Annotated in this window: 15 protein-coding genes and 1 riboswitch; of the genes, 10 read left to right on the top strand and 5 right to left on the bottom strand. The window is 58.3% G+C overall.

Annotation, left to right across the window (positions count from 1 at the left end):
* Positions 1-28: 28 nt before the first annotated feature.
* Positions 29-532: a GNAT family N-acetyltransferase gene (locus NW805_RS04090; RefSeq protein WP_414421731.1), complete on the bottom strand. Its 504-nt coding sequence runs from the start codon at positions 530-532 to the stop codon at positions 29-31.
* 73 nt (positions 533-605) lie between these two features.
* Positions 606-1,073 (bottom strand): SRPBCC family protein, encoded by a 468-nt coding sequence (locus NW805_RS04085; protein WP_011432946.1) that lies wholly within the window; start codon positions 1,071-1,073, stop codon positions 606-608.
* A 219-nt stretch (positions 1,074-1,292) separates the two neighbouring features.
* On the opposite strand from NW805_RS04085, the gene NW805_RS04080 reads away from it, so the two are divergent.
* Positions 1,293-2,144 (top strand): DUF502 domain-containing protein, encoded by an 852-nt coding sequence (locus tag NW805_RS04080; RefSeq protein WP_049749634.1) that lies wholly within the window; start codon positions 1,293-1,295, stop codon positions 2,142-2,144.
* Here the strand turns inward: NW805_RS04080 and NW805_RS04075 are convergent.
* Positions 2,141-2,491 (bottom strand): TIGR03792 family protein, encoded by a 351-nt coding sequence (locus tag NW805_RS04075; RefSeq protein WP_011432948.1) that lies wholly within the window; start codon positions 2,489-2,491, stop codon positions 2,141-2,143. The two genes, NW805_RS04080 and NW805_RS04075, sit on opposite strands and share 4 nt — an antisense overlap.
* Positions 2,492-2,526: 35 nt before the next feature.
* Complete coding sequence (gene aroA, locus NW805_RS04070; protein ID WP_414421899.1) at positions 2,527-3,861, bottom strand: 3-phosphoshikimate 1-carboxyvinyltransferase; 1,335 nt, start codon at positions 3,859-3,861, stop codon at positions 2,527-2,529.
* A gap of 234 nt (positions 3,862-4,095) precedes the next feature.
* On the opposite strand from aroA, the gene rsmH reads away from it, so the two are divergent.
* Both rsmH and NW805_RS04060 read left to right on the top strand, forming a co-directional pair.
* Entirely contained in the window at positions 4,096-5,007 is a 912-nt protein-coding gene (rsmH, locus tag NW805_RS04065; protein WP_414421730.1) for a 16S rRNA (cytosine(1402)-N(4))-methyltransferase RsmH, read from the top strand.
* A gap of 176 nt (positions 5,008-5,183) precedes the next feature.
* Positions 5,184-5,708 (top strand): hypothetical protein, encoded by a 525-nt coding sequence (locus tag NW805_RS04060; protein ID WP_414421729.1) that lies wholly within the window; start codon positions 5,184-5,186, stop codon positions 5,706-5,708.
* Between the two features lie 343 nt (positions 5,709-6,051).
* A riboswitch (cobalamin riboswitch) is annotated at positions 6,052-6,204 on the top strand.
* Positions 6,205-6,271: 67 nt separating this feature from the next.
* Here NW805_RS04060 and NW805_RS04055 read toward each other — a convergent pair.
* Positions 6,272-7,014, bottom strand: a protein-coding gene (locus NW805_RS04055; protein ID WP_414421728.1) for an IS5-like element ISSoc13 family transposase whose coding sequence is annotated in 2 segments (ribosomal slippage) — positions 6,272-6,696 and positions 6,696-7,014 — 744 coding nt in all. Because the reading frame shifts where the segments join, the coding sequence is not laid out codon by codon here.
* A gap of 115 nt (positions 7,015-7,129) precedes the next feature.
* Between NW805_RS04055 and NW805_RS04050 the strand changes: the two genes are divergently transcribed.
* The 7 genes from NW805_RS04050 (at position 7,130) to NW805_RS04020 (ending at position 17,824) form a co-directional block, all read left to right on the top strand.
* Positions 7,130-9,178: an ArsA family ATPase gene (locus tag NW805_RS04050; RefSeq protein ID WP_414421727.1), complete on the top strand. Its 2,049-nt coding sequence runs from the start codon at positions 7,130-7,132 to the stop codon at positions 9,176-9,178.
* A 32-nt stretch (positions 9,179-9,210) separates the two neighbouring features.
* On the top strand, positions 9,211-11,271 hold the full coding sequence (gene ligA / locus NW805_RS04045; protein ID WP_414421726.1) for an NAD-dependent DNA ligase LigA: 2,061 nt from the start codon (positions 9,211-9,213) through the stop codon (positions 11,269-11,271).
* A gap of 811 nt (positions 11,272-12,082) precedes the next feature.
* On the top strand, positions 12,083-13,429 hold the full coding sequence (gene clpX, locus NW805_RS04040) for an ATP-dependent protease ATP-binding subunit ClpX (RefSeq protein ID WP_414343692.1): 1,347 nt from the start codon (positions 12,083-12,085) through the stop codon (positions 13,427-13,429).
* A gap of 70 nt (positions 13,430-13,499) precedes the next feature.
* On the top strand, positions 13,500-14,189 hold the full coding sequence (locus NW805_RS04035) for a potassium channel family protein (protein ID WP_414329043.1): 690 nt from the start codon (positions 13,500-13,502) through the stop codon (positions 14,187-14,189).
* Between the two features lie 59 nt (positions 14,190-14,248).
* A complete protein-coding gene (locus NW805_RS04030; RefSeq protein ID WP_414382015.1) occupies positions 14,249-15,673 on the top strand; it encodes a TrkH family potassium uptake protein in 1,425 nt (474 codons plus the stop codon).
* Positions 15,674-15,751: 78 nt separating this feature from the next.
* Positions 15,752-16,858 carry a phosphotransacetylase family protein gene (locus tag NW805_RS04025; RefSeq protein ID WP_414421725.1) on the top strand — a complete coding sequence of 369 codons (1,107 nt, stop codon included), beginning with the start codon at positions 15,752-15,754 and terminating at the stop codon, positions 16,856-16,858.
* A gap of 465 nt (positions 16,859-17,323) precedes the next feature.
* On the top strand, positions 17,324-17,824 hold the full coding sequence (locus NW805_RS04020; protein WP_414329436.1) for a ribonuclease H family protein: 501 nt from the start codon (positions 17,324-17,326) through the stop codon (positions 17,822-17,824).
* Positions 17,825-17,827: the final 3 nt, after the last annotated feature.

The raw sequence follows: 17,827 nt of genomic DNA, 5'->3' as shown, positions 1-17,827 counted from the left end.
ACTCTCACTCTCTTGGGATCCCTGTCGGTCAAGCCTGCGCCTGTTCAGTAGACGGGATCAAAAACTCCAGAGGGCGCCCGTGCAAGACCAAGGTGGTGCTGGGGTTTTCCACAAAGCCGATCCGCTCGTAAAAGCCGCGCTGATGGGTTGTGAACAGGTAGATGCGCTCCACCGACTGCAGGTGGGGATGGCTGATCAGGGTTTCCACCAACTTGCGGCCAATGCCCTGACGTCGGTAATCGTGATCAACCACGATATCCCAGAGGACGGCTCGGTAAACCCCATCGGAAGTGGCGCGGCCAAAGCCAATCAGGCGCTCCCCATCCCAGGCGCTGACCACCGGATGGCTGTGGGCAACGGCCCGCTCCATCTCCTGCCGCTGGCGATTCTGCGCCCAAAAGGCATTGCGGTTCAACAGCAGGAGAAGTTGATCCAGATCCAGCTCGCCCCGCTCCAGAGAGAAGCGAATGTTGCGGTTGTCCACCGGCTGACGAGAGAGGGCAATGACAGGCTCAGGAGAGGGATCTGACATGAAGCGGCCTTTGCAGTGGCGAGGGTTGACGATGGGGAAGGTCGGCGAAACACTTGGGCCTGACGAACGGAGACTAGCTGGCCGAGGCATTGTCGGCGGCTGGCCCCGCCTGCTCTAGGGCATAGGCTTTGAAGCGCTCCAGATCTGCCTGGATGGTGCTCTCCACCACTTTGCCCACAAACAGGCCATCCAAGATTTTGCCGAGGATCCCCGGGATCTTGTAGGCCACCGACAGCTTCACAATGGTACTGCCTTTGCGGTCGTAAAAGCGCAGCGCGCCCCGATTGGGCAGCCCCTCCACCGAACTCCAGCCGATGTGTTGGTGTTTCACCACCGTGTGGGTGCGGGAGATCCAACTGAAGGTGAGGCCGCGGGTATCCAGTGTCCACCGGGACAGCTCCTGATCCAGCAATTCCACCGAGCGGATCCACTTCATCCAACGGGGCATGAGGGTGAGGTTGGCCCACAAATCCCATACCTGCTCAATGGGAACAGGCACCTCCACCTGACAGGTATGCTCTAGCCAATCTGACTCTGACATAGGGCCTCCCACGCAACACCCAGCAGAAACACAAACCATCCAGGGGCTTGGCCACAACGCCTCGGGACGGGATCCCTGCCTTTACAAAATTTTATATCGACCTAAGATAGCATTATCGGCCTGATGAAAGTTTGGGGCTCTGCGCTTTTTGGCAGCCCGATTTCTTTTGCCGGCAAGTTGCGGCTGCCCCCCATGAGGGCAACGCAGAAGGCAGGTATCATGATTGCCATCTGCAAGCTTCACTTGCAAGGGTTCGATGCATCCACTCGGTTGACTCGACGGGACGACCTCACCATGGTTTCACAATGGAAACAGCATCTTAAGAACTACTTCGTGGCGGGGTTGCTGGTGGTGATCCCTCTGGCAACTACCATTTGGCTGACGGTGGAGGTGGCCACCTGGAGCATTGGCTTTCTGACCAGCATTCCCAAGCAGTTCAATCCCATCCAGGGTTTGCACCCGATCTTGATCAACCTCATCGATCTGGCGGTGGGCCTGTTGACGCCGATTGTGCTCATCCTGTTGATTGGCTTCATGGCCCGCAACATTGTCGGCCAGTGGCTGCTCAATCTCAGCGAACAGTTGCTCCATGCGATTCCGGTGGCGGGGCTGGTGTACAAGACCTTGAAGCAATTGGTCAGTGTTTTGTTTGCCCCCAACAATCAGCGCTTTCGGCGGGTGGTGCTGGTGGAATATCCCCGACCAGGAGCTTGGGCGCTGGCCTTTGTGACGGGCACCATTCAAACTCCCATTCGGCCCGATGGGCCGCAGCGCTCCCTTGGCCTGTTTGTGCCCACCACCCCCAATCCAACGACGGGCTGGTACGCCATTGTGCCGGAAGACCAGGTGGTGGAAGTGTTCATGCCGGTGGAAGATGCTTTTAAGATGCTCATTTCCGGCGGCATTGTCACCCCTGAGAGTTTTGAAGCGGGGCTGCAGCGGCGAGAAGGAGCTTTGGCCGTGACCATGCCCAGTTTGCGGGAGCTGGTGGAGCAGGAGCGGGTGGCAGGATCCCCCAGGGCTGACTCGGTGGGCTCTGAGGTAGGTTTTGAGACTGAAGGGATCCCTTAATCCTGCTTTCCTGTCCCTGCAGAAGGGCCGGGCTGCCAGAGCTGGTATTCTTTGGCCTGTTCCAAGCGCACATAAAAAGGCCGCATTTGCCGATCCAATGCCTCCACTTGCTCGGAGGGAAAGGCCTTCCAGTCAGCACGGCTGGCCCAGCGGAGGATGAGGTGGACAAGTTCGGGATCCTCTTGATCCAGCCAAACTTCTTTGCCCAGAAAACCCGGATGCCGGCGCAGGGCGGATCCCCAAACCCGCTCGTCTTGCTCAAGAAAGGCTGCTTGCCCACCGGGAGGAACCCGGAAGCAGAGATGTTCGATGGCGATAGGGCCGGGCGGGCTGGGGCAGGTCGACATAGGAGCAGAGGCGGCAAAGTTAAAGATGGGCCCTCTCAAGACTCCAGGGGGGAAGCAGTCAATCGTTGCAGGGTGGGAATGAAGTCGGGGTAGGAGATGCGGGCACAGTCGGCTCCCCTGAGGAGGGTGGATCCCTGCGCTCCTAGAGCTGCCACCATCAGACTCATGGCGATGCGGTGATCCTCGTGGCTGTCGACCTCGGCCCCGTGAAGAGGGATCCCTCCCTTGATTTCCAGGCCATCAGGATATTCAGTGACCTGGGCTCCCATGCGGCTCAACTCTTGGGCTATGGCAGCCAGACGGTCGCTTTCTTTCACCCGCAGCTCTGCGGCATCGCGAATCACGGTGATCCCCTCGGCAAAGGCCGCCGCCACCGCCAAAACTGGGATCTCGTCGATCAGGGTGGGGATGAGATCGCCGGCGATGGTGCAGCCGCGCAAGCGGGCCGAACGCACCCGCAGATCTCCCAGGGGCTCGCCGGCCATTTCCCGGCAGTTTTCAATTTGAATATCGGCCCCCATCTCCTGCAACACCTGCAGCGCACCGGTACGGGTGGGGTTGAGGCCCACATCCCTTAGCAGCAATTCGCTCTCGGGCACAATGGAGGCGGCCACCAGCCAAAAGGCTGCCGAGCTGATATCCCCCGGCACCTGAACTCTCTGGCCCACCAGGCGGGATCCCCCCACCACGGCCACGGTTTTTGTTTCCGGATCCACCTGAATGTTGGCCCCGAAGGCCCGCAACATCCGTTCCGAGTGGTCCCGAGAGAGAGCCGGCTCGGTGACTTGGGTGGTGCCTTCTGCCAGCAGGCCCGCCAGCAAGAGGCAGGATTTCACCTGCGCCGAAGCCACCGGGGAGCGGTAGTGAATGCCCTTGAGGGATCCCCCTTGTACGGCCAAAGGTGCCAACGTCCCACCGGCCCGTCCCCAAATGCTGGCCCCCATCTGCCGCAGCGGTTCTACCACCCGCCCCATGGGCCGCGAGCGCAGGGATCGATCCCCGGTGACGGCAAAAAAGCGCCCGGCCTGGCCAGCCAGGATCCCCAGCATCAGTCGCAGGGTGGTGCCGGAGTTGCCGGCATCCAACACGTCCGCCGGTTCTTGCAGCCGGCCCAGGCCAACCCCCCGAATGCGAACACACTCGCTGTTAAGCTCCGAAATATCTGCCCCCAGCGCCCGAAAGCAGGCTGCCGTACTGCGGGGATCCTCTCCCAGCAACAGCCCTTGGATGTTGGTTTCTCCTTCGGCCAGGGATCCCAGCATCAGGGCGCGGTGGGAAATGGATTTGTCGCCGGGGATGCTCACTTGGCCGCGCAGGCCCTTGGCCGGCGAGAGGGTCAAGATATCAGTAGCAGAAGAGTGAGTCAACACAGCAACTCTGATGGCAGACTGGGCAAAAGCGGCAGCAGTCTCATCATACTCAGAGCGGGACTCGCGCCCCAGAGATTTTGCCGGGGATCCCAAGACAGCCTGTCTTTTGACGGCAACCCCTCTTTTCCCAGAGGATCACCTTAACAACATGGATTCCTCGGTCGGGGCCTGGCCTCGGCCTTTTTTTTGCAGATACTGAACTTTGTAGCAGCAGAAATAGAACCCCCGCAGACCGTGCTTGGCGAGGTGTATCAACACGATTCCGTTTTGACCGAGGAGGTGATGGCCTACCTGCAACCCCAGGGGGGCGGTATTTTTTTGGATGTGACGTTGGGAGGGGGTGGACACAGCTTGGCGCTGCTGCGGGGGGGAGCTGCTCGAGTGGTGGGGTTGGATCGGGATCCGGCGGCTCTGCAGGCGGCGCAAGCGCGTTTTGCAGCAGAAGGGATCCCCGGCAGCCGCATCCAACTGTGGCACCTCAATTTTGCCGATTTCGATCTGCAGCAGCATGGCTTTCGGGATGAGCAGGGGCAGGGGATCCCTTTCGATGGCATCGTGGCCGACTTGGGGGTGAGTTCTCCGCAACTGGACTGTCCTGAGCGGGGATTTAGCTTTCGCGGGGAGGGGCCGCTGGACATGCGCATGGATCCCAGTGCCGCTCAGGAAACCGCTGCCGATTGGGTTAATCATCGCCCGGTCGAAGAGTTGATCGAGATTTTCACCCGTTACGGCGAAGAGCGATTTGCCCGCCGCATTGCCCATCACATCGAGCAGGCTCGTCCCCTCGCCACAACTACCCAGTTGGCCCAGGTGGTTTGGCAGGCAGTACCTCCGGCAGCTCGGCGAGGCCGCATTCACCCGGCCACCCGGGTCTTTCAGGCGTTGCGCATTGCCGTGAACCGAGAACTGGAGGCTTTAGAAACCTTGCTGGCCCAAGCCCCCACTTGGTTGAAACCCGGCGGCAGGTTGGCCGTGATCAGCTTCCATAGCCTTGAAGATCGCTTGGTGAAATGGGCCTTCCGCAGGGATCCCCGTTGGCAGGTGCTCACCCCCAAGCCCTTGTCCCCTTCCGAACTGGAACGGCAACGCAATCCACGGGCCCGCTCTGCCAAACTGCGAGTGGCTGCCCGCAGCAGTCAGATGTAGGTTTAGGTTGGTTCTCCCGCTCTCAAGAGATCGGCTACCGTGAAGCGGACAGCTGTCCTGCTGAGGCCGGGAATCGGGAGAAGGGGGTTGCTGTTGGGGGGCGCGGGGAACTAGGGTGAAGCGGAACCGGCAGTCCTGCACCGTCGGATCCCTTGGTGTGTGTGAGGTTAAGCCCTATGGTTAGCCAGCCTTTGAACGCAGGTCTTGATCGTCCCAAAAGCCCTCGTCGCCACAGACAGCCTTCTGCTCTGAGCCGACCCCTCTCCGGTACAGTTCAGGCCAGCCGCACCCAACCTTTGGATTTGAAGTTGAAATCAGCCCATCCTCGCAGCCAACATTCGGCTTGGGCAGAACACCTAGCTTGGTGGAAGCAGATCTCCACAGGGATGGCTATCCTCTCTGGGGTTTCAGTGTTAAGCCTTTACAGTTGGACTGTGCATACCCAAAGCCGGTGGAGCCAGCGTTACCAGGTGTGGCAGCAGATGCAGCGCAACGAACGACAGTTTCTGCTGACTCAAGAATCCATTGCCAATTCTCTCCGGGAAATCGCCGACCGCTCCGAAATGGTGCCGCTGGTACCGGATCGGATGATCGAGGTGCCGATTGCCTCTCCCAGCCAAGTTGAGCCGGATCCAGCCCACCAGGCAACGGCTTTGCCAGAAATCGAAAAAGCCCCTCTTTTCTATCCGGTTGGGTACTAATTCATAGCGGATCCCGCCCATGACGGCTAGGCCAGCGTCCCCATCTTGCTTTCCCAAAAGCTGTGGGTCTTGTGAAGTCTCAGCGTATCTCTGTTCTCTAAAAGGCTAAGGGATCCCTGGGCCTCAGGATCTGGAATAGTAGTGGGCTACTCTTTAACTGCTTACAAAGCAAAGAAGAAGTCTGGCCCAGGTTTTCTAAGTTGGTGGGATGTGGCCCATCCGAAGCCCTGGGATTGCCGTTGGGATCCCGTTCACCCCTGGGGATGACATCCCCCCTGGCAGGATAGGAACTCCAGAGCAGGGGATGTATGATGCCTAGCACGGCTTTTTCGGAGCAATCGCAGAGAAAGCTGTACCGACAGGTTGTCCTGGGGATCAGCCAGGGCATGTAAAGGGGAAAGTCCGGTGCAAATCCGGCGCTGTGCCGCAACTGTGATGGGCTTGGGCTAGACCCATGCCCTCAGTCAGGATGCCCGCCTGCGGTTTTGGCTCGCATTTCTTCCGCGTCGCACGGAATCAGGAGCTTTAGGAAAATGAATCCCATTCTAGGTTGTGTTGATCTTTCATTTGAGCCAAAAGAGAGCACTGACGAGATAGAGAAAACTCAAGAAGTTCCTGGCCAATTTGTCAAAACGAGAACATAGATGCCGGTACTGCTTTAACTTATGAAAAAAGCATTCGATTAAATGCCTCTCTTGATACAGATGCTTGTCATAATGCCGCTGCGTCTTTCTATTCCTTTTAGGCGGAATAACCGCTTGAGCTTCCCCTATCTTCTCAATCAACTTATCCGCATCATATCCTTTATCCCCAATTACTTTGGTATCCTTTCTCTGCCAGCCCTCTATCAATTCTTCCCCTTGAGTAATATCGCTCTTTTCTCCGCCAGTTATTCTCAATTCCAGCGGATTTCCCAACCCATCTACACTCACATGAATCTTGGTGCTGTATCCGCCTCGGCTTCTCCCCAAAGCTTGCTCCCCTTTTTTCCGGCAGCACAGGAGTGCGCTCGAACCATGGTTGAATCAATAATGAGATGCTCTAAATTAGGGTCGTCAATAAAATACTTGAACATCCGTTCCCACACTCCAAAACGACTCCACCGGTGAAATCTTTGATAGATGGTGTACCATTTGCCATATCCTTCTGGGAGGTAGCGCCAAGGAGCACCGGAACGGGCTATCCAAAGAACTGCTTCAATAAACTGTTTGCAGTTTGCTTCTTTCCCAATGTTAACTCTCTCTTCTGTCTGTAAAAAAGCTAATATCTTCTGCCATTTGTTTTCATCTAAAAAAACCAACTTCATCCTCTTTCCTCTATAAATTATTCTCTCTATCCTAACATAAGATCAACACGACCTAGAGCATCCCCAAGAGGGATCCAGGCCAAAATAGGGGCGACCTATGTGGGAGGGGATCCCTTTGCAACTCAGTCGCGTTAACAGTGAGGAGCATTCCTGCCATCCTCTGCTCTTGGCTTCCCAACGCCTCTTGCTGTTCAGCGGCAAGGGAGGAGTGGGCAAAACAACCTTGACCTGCGCGCTGGCTCGCCAACTGGCCCAGGTGGATCCCCAGCGCCGTCTGCTCCTGATGTCCACGGATCCCGCCCACTCGTTGGGGGACGTGCTGCAAATCTCGGTTACGGATGTGGCCCAACCCCTGCCGGATCGCCCCAATTTGCAGGTGCGGGCTTTGCAAGCGGAGATTTTGTTGCAATCTTTTCGGCAAACCTATGGGCCGGCCCTGGAGCTCATTGCCGAGCGGGGCAGTTGGTTTGGCCGAGAGGATCTGCTGCCGATCTGGGATTTGGCGTGGCCGGGGGTGGATGAGCTGATGGCCATTCTGGAGGTCAACCGGCTGCTGGCGAGGGAGGAGGTGGATACGGTCATTCTGGATACGGCCCCCACCGGGCACACCCTGCGGCTGTTGGAGCTGCCCGACTTTTTAGATAATCTTCTGGCTGTGTTTGCCACCTTTCAGGCCAAGCATCGGGAGATCGCCCAAGCCCTGACAGGCACCTATCGACCGGATGAGGCGGATGCGTTTTTGGCCCAGTTGCAGGGGGAACTTGAGGGGGGCAAAGCCCGCTTGACCAATCCGGAGAGCACCTCTGCTTGGCTGGTGATGATCCCGGAGCAGTTGAGCGTGGCGGAAACCCGCCGCTTTTGTCAGCAACTGCAAAACCGCCGCGTGCCCATCGGCGGTCTTCTGGTCAATCAGGTGCTGCTTGCAAGAGAGAATAACAGCCAACCTTCGCTGCCCGCTGCTCTCCCCTCTCCTCTCTACTCGGCGCGGCAACAGGAACAGCGGCGTGTGCTCAAAGCCCTACAGGAGGAGCTGCCCGGATACTCTATCTGGGTCTGTCCTTATCAACTGCAGGAGCCAATTGGGTTGGCGGCCCTGGATGAGCTGGTTCAGCAGCTTCGCCCCTTGCCAGAGGTGCTGCTGGAGTTGGAAGGGATCCCAGAGCAAAAAGCAGAGAGCCAAGAGAAGAGAAAGTCTCTCTTCTCCACCCTCTTCCCTTCCTTCAAGGGGATCCCGTCCCTACCGGACTTTTTGGCCCAAGGGATCCGACTGGTGTTGGTGGGGGGCAAAGGAGGTGTGGGCAAGACGACGGTGGCCGGGGCCCTGGCTTGGACCTTGGCCAAGCGCCATCCCGACAAGCAGCTCTTGCTGGTCTCCATCGATCCGGCCCACTCGTTGGGGGATCTGTTTCAGACGAAACTGGGTCAGGATCCCATTCCCCTGCTGCCCAACCTGCTGGGGCAGGAGGTCGATGCGGCGGCGGTGCTGGAGCAATTCCGGCAGGATTATCTGGAGGAGGTGGCGGCCATCTTGGCAGGGGAGGGGACGGCAGGGGTGGAAGTCCAATACGACCCACAGGCGTGGCGGCAACTGCTGCAGATGCCCCCACCCGGCTTGGATGAGGTGATGGCCCTGTTGAGTGTTCTCCGACAGGAGACGAGCGGGCAGTTCGACCTGGTGGTGCTGGACACGGCTCCCACAGGCCATCTCTTGCGGTTTCTGCAGATGCCCCAGGCTCTGGAAGGTTGGGTGAGCTTGGCCCTGAAGCTGTGGCTGAAATATCGGGATGTGGTGGGCAGGTCGGAATGGGCGCAGCGGATGCGGGAGCTTTTGGCCCAGGTGCGGCAGCTTCGGCAGCAGCTCCAGGATCCCCAGTTTGTTACCTTTATCCCCGTCTTTAACCCCGAGCAAGCAGTTCTGGCGGAAACCGAGCGTCTCTTGGCGGAACTGGATGCTTTGGGGATCCCTCATCCCTACGCCGTTCTCAATCGAGTGTGGTTAGAGGATTCTACCCCCTTTGGAGAGGCCCTCCGCCGTCGTCGCCAGACTCTTCTGGCCCAGCTCCCCCAGCCATTTTCCCAGCAGGCCATCTTGACCATCCCCTTCCTACATCCTCCCAGCTTGGAGAATATCGGCTCCTACTTATTGGCTCCTCAGGAGCCCTAACCTAGGGGTAGACCTTGCTCACCCAAGGAGTTATGGATCCCAAGTTGGAAGAACGCGCCCGCGAGCTGCGCACCCTGCTGCAGAAGGCCAGCATTGCCTACTATGTCCACGATGCTCCCATCCTGGAAGACAGCGTTTACGACCGCCTTTACCGCGAGCTGCAAGAGCTGGAGCGGGCTTACCCTGAACTGGTCACCCCCGATAGCCCTACTCAGCGGGTGGGAGAAAAACCTGCAGAGCATTTTCCCACCGTCTTCCACCGCATCCCCCTCTACAGTTTGGAAAACGCTTTCAACCCAGAAGAACTGGAGGAGTGGCAAGAGCGTCTGCTGCGAGTTTTGGGCCGTGCCCCTGTTCCCGACAGCAGGACAGAGGGAGAGCTGGAATATGTATGTGAGCTGAAGATTGATGGCGCCGCCTTGGCCCTAACCTACATCGAGGGTCTTTTGGAGCGGGGTGCTACTCGGGGGGACGGACAGGCCGGAGAGGACATCACCCCCAACGTGCGCGCCATTCGTTCGATTCCCCTGCGGCTGGCGACAGCAGATCCGCCTCCCGTTTTGGAGGTGCGGGGGGAAGTCTATCTGGCCCTGGCCGAGTTCGAGCGGATTAACCGGGAGCGTTGCTCCGCCGGGGATCCCCCCTTTGCTAACCCGCGCAACTGTGCTGCCGGTACCCTGCGGCAGTTGGATAGCCGCGTTGTGGCCGCCCGCAAGCTCAGCTTCTTCGCCTACGCCCTCCACTGGCCGGAAGGATGGCCCGCCGGGGATCCCCCGCAAACCCAGTGGCAGTGTCTGCAGCAGCTCAAGGAATTGGGATTTCCGGTCAACCCCCTCTCCCAGGTCTGTCGGGGCTTGGGAGAAGTGATCCAATTTTATGAGCGATGGCGGGGTGCCCAGCTCCCCTACGCCAGCGACGGGGTGGTGGTGAAATTGAACTCCTTGCGGCTGCAGGAGGAGGCCGGCTTTACGCAAAAATTTCCCCGCTGGGCCATTGCCCTCAAATACCCTGCCCAGGAAGTCCCCACCCGCATCCGCGCCATCGTGGCCAGCGTGGGCCGTACCGGCGCCGTCACTCCAGTGGCAGAGCTGGAGCCGGTTCCTTTGGCCGGCACCCTTGTCAGCCGCGCCAGCCTGCACAATGCCGATCGCCTGCGGGAGCTGGATGTCCGCATCGGCGATACGGTGGTCATCGAGAAAGCCGGGGAGATCATCCCGGAGGTGGTCGGGATCCTGAAGGAATTGCGCCCTGCCGACGCTGTTCCCTACAGCCTGCCCAGCCAGTGCCCCGAATGCCACACCCCTTTGGTTCGTCCCCCTGGCGAAGCCGTGACCCGCTGCCCCAACCCCGAGTGCCCGGCCAAGCTGCGGGGCCAATTGCAGCACTGGGCCAGCCGTGATGCTTTGGATATCGAAGGCTTGGGGGAAAAGCGGGCAGCCCAATTGGTGGAGAACTTGGGAGTGCGCACCGTAGCCGATCTCTACCGCCTCACCCCAGAGCAGTTGCAGGGTTTGGAGGGGATGGGATCCCGCTCCAGCCAAAAGCTGGTGCAAGCCATTCAGCGCTCTCGTCAACAGCCCTGGGAACGAGTGCTCTACGGGCTGGGGATCCCCCATGTGGGGGTGGTCACTGCCCAGATTTTGGCTGGCCATTTTCCCACCCCTGAGCTTTTGGCCCAAGCCAGCGCAGAAACTATTGCTCAGATCTACGGGATAGGCGCGGAAGTGGCGGAAGCGGTGGTGGCCTGGTTTGCCGAGCCGGCCCATCGTCGCCTGTTGCAGGAGTTGCAGGCGCTAGGGATCCCCGCTCTTCCTCAGCAGGAGAACCCTGCCGTCTCCCAGATCCTGGCCGGGAAAAAATTCGTAATCACCGGCACCTTGCCCACCCTCTCCCGCCAGCAGGCCAAGGCTTGGATTGAGAGTCGGGGGGGCAAAGTCACCGCCAGCGTCAGCCGCCAAACCGACTACGTGGTGGTGGGCTCTGACCCCGGCTCCAAGCTGGAGCAAGCCCAACAACTGGGGATCCCCCTGCTGACCGAAGCGGAGCTGTTGGCGCTGGATCCCACCGTGGAATCCGGTGATCTGCATCCTTGACAGGGTGGATCCCCGAAAAACTTGGGTAGGGTGGGTTGTCTTAGCGGCAGGGATAATTTATGATTCACCTCTAGTGAGGAGTGGACGCCAATAGGGGGAAGCGAACGAAACACGGACAGTTCCTTCCCCTTTTTGGTTACAAAAAGGCGCGGCCACACCTCCAAAAAGTATCCAACTTAACTGAAGGATTCCTTTGCCAGTGCCAGATAAGTTCAACTATGATGGGATCAGCGGAGACGCATGTTTCCGTTCACTCCTCACACCATCTTCCGCTCGGCGTCAAGTCGGGCGGTTTTTCTATAAATCCGTCCAAAGGATGTATGACCATTCCCGATAGCAGCGAAACGGCTCACCCCTTCCATTTCCAGTTTTCCTCCTTGTAAGACACTTGGGGAGAACCGAGGCTGTGGCGTTTGCACGGGTAGCGCAGAGCGCTGGAGAAGCTTATGGTCACTTTGAAGCAAGAATGAAACACCTCCGTTGCATTGCTTCCAGCTCCCTTTTGAAGAGTGGGTGGTCGCGGAGGCGGCACGGAGCGCTTGGGAAGTGTCTCAATCCAGTTTGAAATGACTATATCTCCAGTCTTTCCAGTTGATCCCCATGGGAATCTCTTGGCACCCTGCCCCCTTGGGGATCCGGAAACAAGCCCTACGAGCCCAGTGGAGATGCTAGACTAGTAGGTCAGTGAGATTCCACCAACTTCGGCCTCCTTACGCTTTCGCAGCCAATTTGCGACTGGATTGGAAGGTTTAGTTTTCTTCTGGCTTTTGCCGGATTAGGATAGCCAAGAGCAAGCAGCAACGAGGATCCCATGGCCAAATATGACTCCCATCTAAAGTGCTCCTTCTGCAACAAGTCACAGGATCAGGTGCGTAAGTTGATTGCGGGGCCGGGGGTCTACATCTGTGACGAGTGTGTGGAGCTCTGCAACGAGATTTTGGATGAGGAACTCTACGACGGCAACACTCCTCCTGCTGCCGCCCCTGCCGGCGGCCGGCGTGAAGCTCCTAAAAAATCCTCCCGCAGCCTGCCTTCTTTGGCGCAGTTGCCCAAGCCGCAGGAGATCATGCGCTATCTCGACCAATATGTGATTGGCCAAGAAAAAGCTAAGAAGGTTTTGTCGGTGGCGGTTTACAACCACTACAAGCGTCTGGCTGCCAAGGCCAACCCCGGTAGCGTCGGAGTTTCGGAACTGGATGAGGTGGAGCTACAGAAGTCCAACATTTTGATCATTGGCCCCACTGGCTCCGGCAAAACCCTGCTGGCGGAAACCCTGGCTCGCATGTTGGATGTGCCTTTTGCGGTTGCAGATGCTACCACCCTTACGGAAGCTGGCTATGTGGGCGAGGATGTGGAAAACATCCTGTTGCGCCTGCTGCAGGTGGCGGACATGGACGTAGAAGAGGCCCAGCGCGGCATCATCTACATCGACGAAATCGACAAAATTGCCCGCAAAAGCGAGAACCCCTCCATTACCCGCGATGTCTCCGGCGAGGGGGTGCAGCAGGCTTTGTTGAAGATGCTGGAAGGGACAATAGCCAACGTGCCTCCCCAGGGAGGGCGCAAGCACCCCTATCAAGACTGCATTCAAATCGACACTTCCAACATCCTCTTCATTTGCGGGGGGGCTTTTGTTGGCCTGGAAAAAGTAATCGAGCAGCGCATTGGCAAGAAATCGATGGGCTTTATCAAGCCAGGGGAGCAATTGTCGGTTAGCCGCGAGCAACGTATGGCCAATGCCCTCAAGGCTTTGGAGCCTGAAGACTTGATCAAGTACGGCATGATTCCCGAATTCACGGGGCGGCTCCCGGTAGTGGCGACTTTGGATCCGCTGGATGAGAAGGCGCTGGAGGCGATCCTGACGCAGCCCAAAAACGCCATTCTCAAGCAGGCGCAGAAGCTGTTGCGCATGGACGGGGTGGAACTGGAGTTTGAACCTGCCGCCATTGCTGCCATTGCCAAAGAGGCTTATCGCCGCAAGACCGGGGCTCGCGCCCTGCGGGCCATTGTGGAAGAGCTAATGCTGGATGTGATGTACGAGGCACCCTCCCGCCGCGACCTAAAGCACATCCGCATCACCGCAGAGATGGTGGAGCGCCGTTCCACCCGCGAGCTCATTCCTCACCCCTCTACGCTGCCCAAGCCTGAGTCGGCCTAGAGTCGCGGCCCTTCCGATCCCTGCTGGATGAACTTATGATCTGTTCTTGAAAGAGGGGGCAGGAGATCCTATGGCAGGGACTGCGTTCCGCTGGCGCGAACGACAGCGGGTGGATCGTGAATATGCGGTAATTGGTCTGGGGCGCTTTGGTTCTAGCTTGGCTCTCACCTTGATGGAGCGAGGGCACAATGTCTTGGGGATCGACCGCAGCCGTGAGATCGTGCAGCGCCTGGCGGATCAGCTGACGCAGGTGGTGGCACTCGATTCCAGCGATGAAGATGCGCTGCGAGCGGTGGATATCCTCTCCTTCGACACGGTGGTGGTGGCCATTGGCAGCGATTTTGAGAGCAATTTGCTGACGACGGTGGCCCTGAAAAGTCTGGGGGTGCGCAATGTGGTCTGTAAGGCGTCGACCGAGCGGCAACGCTCTATTCTCCTGCGAGTGGGGGCAGATCGGGTGGTGTTGCCGGAGCAAGAGGCAGGGCGCCGTTTGGCTCAGGTGTTGACAGCACCGGGGATCCTAGATCAGCTAGAGCTGGAGCCGGGCTACAGCATTACGGAATTACAGGTGCCGGAGGCGTTGGTGGGCCATACGCTGGCGGAGTCGGATCTGCGTCGCCGCTTCGGCATCACGGTGCTGGTGGTGAAGCGAAAGCAATCGCTGGTGGTCTCTCCCCCCGCAGACTACCTGCTGGAAAAGGGGGATTTGCTGGTGGTTCTGGGGGCCAATACCAACATCTCGCGGCTGAATGAAATGTAGGGAGGGCTCCGATGAGAGAGGGCTCCGTCCCGCTTCCGCGAGAGGAGGGCTCTGAGCGCTTGGTTCCACCGGTGCCATCCCGCGCCCGCCACCTGCCGACACCGGGCTCGGCATTGTCTCAGTCCTCTAGGGCCTTTGGGAATCGTCTGCAGTGGTTTTTCGGGGGGGACAGGCGTCGCCCGCTGCCACCGCCATTGCGCCTGGTTGTAGGGTTGGGGCTCTTGGCAGTGGTGGGAACTTTGGTGCTCATGTTGCCGGGGATCGGGCGCGGGGATCCCTTGAGCTGGAATGAGGCGCTGTTTACGGCCATGTCGGCCCTGAGCGTGACGGGGCTCTCGACGATTGTGGCGGCGGAGGATCTCACCCTGTTGGGCCAGATTGTGCTGCTGATCCTGATTCAGATTGGCGGGGTGGGCTTCATGGTGTTGGCGGTGGTGGTGTTTCAATTGATCGGGCGGCGCATTTCCCTCCTCAATCGCTTGGCGCTGTGCAATTCGCTGGGTCTAATCGATCCGGGGGCGATCCTGGAATTGACTCGGCGGGTGCTGCTGGGGGTCACTCTCATTGAGTTGGGGGGGGCTCTGCTGCTCTGGGTGCACTGGCGGGATCTCTATGGGCCGGGGCGGGCAGTTTTTCTGGCTATTTTTCACGCGGTGTCGGCCTTTTGTAATGCAGGATTTGACCTGTTTGGCCGGGAAGGGATCCCTACAGACGGTCTGTCGCTGGCGATTTTGGCCGGTCTGATTTTTATCGGCGGTTTGGGCATCCCAGTTTTGTCGGATTTGTTAACCTGGCCACGGGGCCACCGCCCCTCTCTGCACACCCGGATTACCCTGGGCGTGGTGGTGGTTTTGCTCTGCACGGGCGGCATTGGCTTGTTTTTGGGAGAGAGCTTGCCCGGCGGATCCCTGCTGGAGGTAAGCTGGCCCCGCCGCTTGGGCCTGACGTTTTTTCAGTCGGTTTCTGCCCGAACGGCTGGGTTTGCCGGGATCCCCATTGAGGATTTGACCCCGGCAAGCCAGTTGCTGCTGATGGCTCTCATGTTTATTGGGGCAGCCCCAGCTTCTATGGGGGGCGGCATAACCACCGGCACCTTGGCGGTGTTGGTGTTGGCCCTCTGGGGCTATGCCCGCGGTTTGCCCAGCGCTCAGATTGCCGGGCGCAGCTTGGATCCCTCCATGGTGCGCAAGGCGGCAGCGGTGTTAACGGTTTCTCTGTTTGTGGTATTGTTGGCGGCTTGGTTGATTTTGCTGACCCACAGTAACAGTAGGTTGGATCCGGTGTTGTTTGAGGTGATCTCCGCCTTTGCCACCTGCGGCCTCTCGACGGGCTTTACCGGGGAGCTCAACTGGTTTGGCCAACTGATCATTGTGCTGGTGATGTTCTGGGGCCGGTTGGGGGCATTGACAATTGTCTTGGCCTTGGCTCAACAACAGCCCCGCCCGTTGGTAACCTACCCTGAAGAGTCGATCCTAATCGGTTAGTCCAGAACTGAGGAGAGAGCAGCCTCCGTTAGACTGAGTAAGGGATCCCTTCGTCCCTCTCGTTACCGGGAGCCATCCGTGTCCAAGTTCCTTTTAATTGGTTCTACTGAGCCCTTCAGCGGTAAGTCGGCTGCCATCTTGGGTTTGGCCAAGCATCTGCAGCAGCAAGGGATAAAAGTCACCTATGGGAAGCCCATCGGTTCTTGCGAGCGGGAAGATTGCTCGCTGGAAGAGGGCGATCCGGATATGCGCTTTGTGGCGGAGTCTCTGCGGCTGACGATGGATCAAATGCCGCCGATGCTGCTCCGGCTCAACGAAGAGGCTTTGCTGGCTCAAATGAAGCGAGCTCCCGGGGATCCAGCTCCAGAGTGCCCGGTTGCCCCTCTGTTGGAGTTTGTCCAGCGCTCCCCTGCCGATTTGGTGCTGCTGGAAGGCCCAGCCGATCTTTACGAGGGGGAATTGTTTGGCCTGTCGCTGGCCAAGATGGCCCAAGCCCTGGATGCTCCGGTACTGCTGATCAGTCGCTACCATTCCTCCTTGGCTGTTGATTCTCTTCTCTTTGTCCATCGTCAACTGGGATCCCATTTGGCAGGCGTGCTGCTGAACGATGTGCCACCTGACCAAATGCAACCGGCAAAAACGATCATTCGGCCTTTTTTGGAGGGACACGGGATCCCGGTGCTGGGGATTTTGCCCTCCCATCGCATTTTGCGCAGCATCAGCGTTGGGGAGTTGGTGCGGCAACTGGATGCCGAGGTGCTCTGCTGTCCGGATCGGATGGACCTGATGGTTGAAGACATTGCGGTAGGGGCGATGAACGTCAACTCGGCCTTGAAGTACTTCCGTAAGCTGGATCACAAGGCGGTGATCACCGGCGGAGACCGCACCGATATTCAACTGGCCGCCCTAGAAACTTCCACCCTCTGCCTGATCTTGACCGGCAAGCTCCCTCTGGATCCCCGCATTCGGTCTCGAGCAGAAGAGCTGGAAGTGCCGATCCTCTCGGTGGATCTGGACACCTTCACCACCATCAACCGCATCGAACGGGTTTTTGGGCAGATTCGCCTGCACGAGGAGGTGAAAGTCCGCTGCATCCAAGAGCTAATGTCAGCGAATTTTGACTTTTCCCGTCTCTATGCTCATTTGGGCTTGACACAACCCCTAGTGTCGGCGGTAGGTGCATAAGAAAAGTTATTACTGGCTTCTCTATATTTGGTGTCTAAATAGATATTTCTTCGAGATTGAGCACTATATCTGATCAAGACGAAATAAGCTCAGTTTTGACGCGCTGGTCTCTAGTGTCTGATGCTTTCCAGTATCTGCAATGATTTCTGCAAAAAAACGCAGGGATCTCTCGCCGGTTTGGCCTACTCACCGAATTCGAGAGATATCATGCGAGTATTCATCACCTCAACACACCACTCCTCCCCCAGATTTTCTGGGGGTTTTTGTTCGTACTGTTTTTAACCTTGTGCGTCAGTGTCACGTAAGCTGATGTTGACGGGGTTTATGCTGCTAATAGTGTGAAACAAAGCTTTTCTGAAGCTGAATACACTAAACAGTGGTGCCGGCACGCCCTTCTGCAATAAGATGCAGTGTCTGTTGTCGAGCCGGGATCCCAAATCTTCCCGTTAGCATCGGATGAGCACCATGACCAAGGTTTCACGGATGCGCAGCCGCAAAGGAGCGCGCCCCAGCCGTCTGGCTGCCTGCCCCCGCAGCGGCATCTTCACGGACGGGGGATGTTCTCCCAATCCGGGGCCAGGGGGATGGGCCGTGGTGGTGGTTCAAGATGATCGGGTTGTGGAAGAGTTTTGGGGAGGGGATCCCGATAGCACCAACAACCGCATGGAGTTGACCGGCCTCATCCGGGCCTTGCAATATTGCCGCCACACCCAGGGCAACGGCGTAGATACCATCTACAGCGACTCCCACCTTTGCGTACAGACCTACAACGACTGGATGGATCGCTGGGCAGCGCAGGGGTGGCGGCGGCGCACCGGGCCGGTGGAAAACTTGGATCTGGTTCAGGAACTGTATCAACTAAAGCAGCAGTGCCCTCAGGTGCAGGTGGTTTGGATCCAGGCTCACGAAGGGTTGCGCTGGAACGAGTACGTGGATGAGTTGGTCGCTCGCGCCCGGCCAAAGTAACAA

The organism is Synechococcus sp. W60.1 (assembly GCF_047461575.1).
In the GTDB taxonomy this organism is placed as follows: domain Bacteria; phylum Cyanobacteriota; class Cyanobacteriia; order Thermostichales; family Thermostichaceae; genus Thermostichus.
Note: the sequence above shows the minus strand (reverse complement) of the source record. Positions and strands in the feature narration are given on the sequence as shown.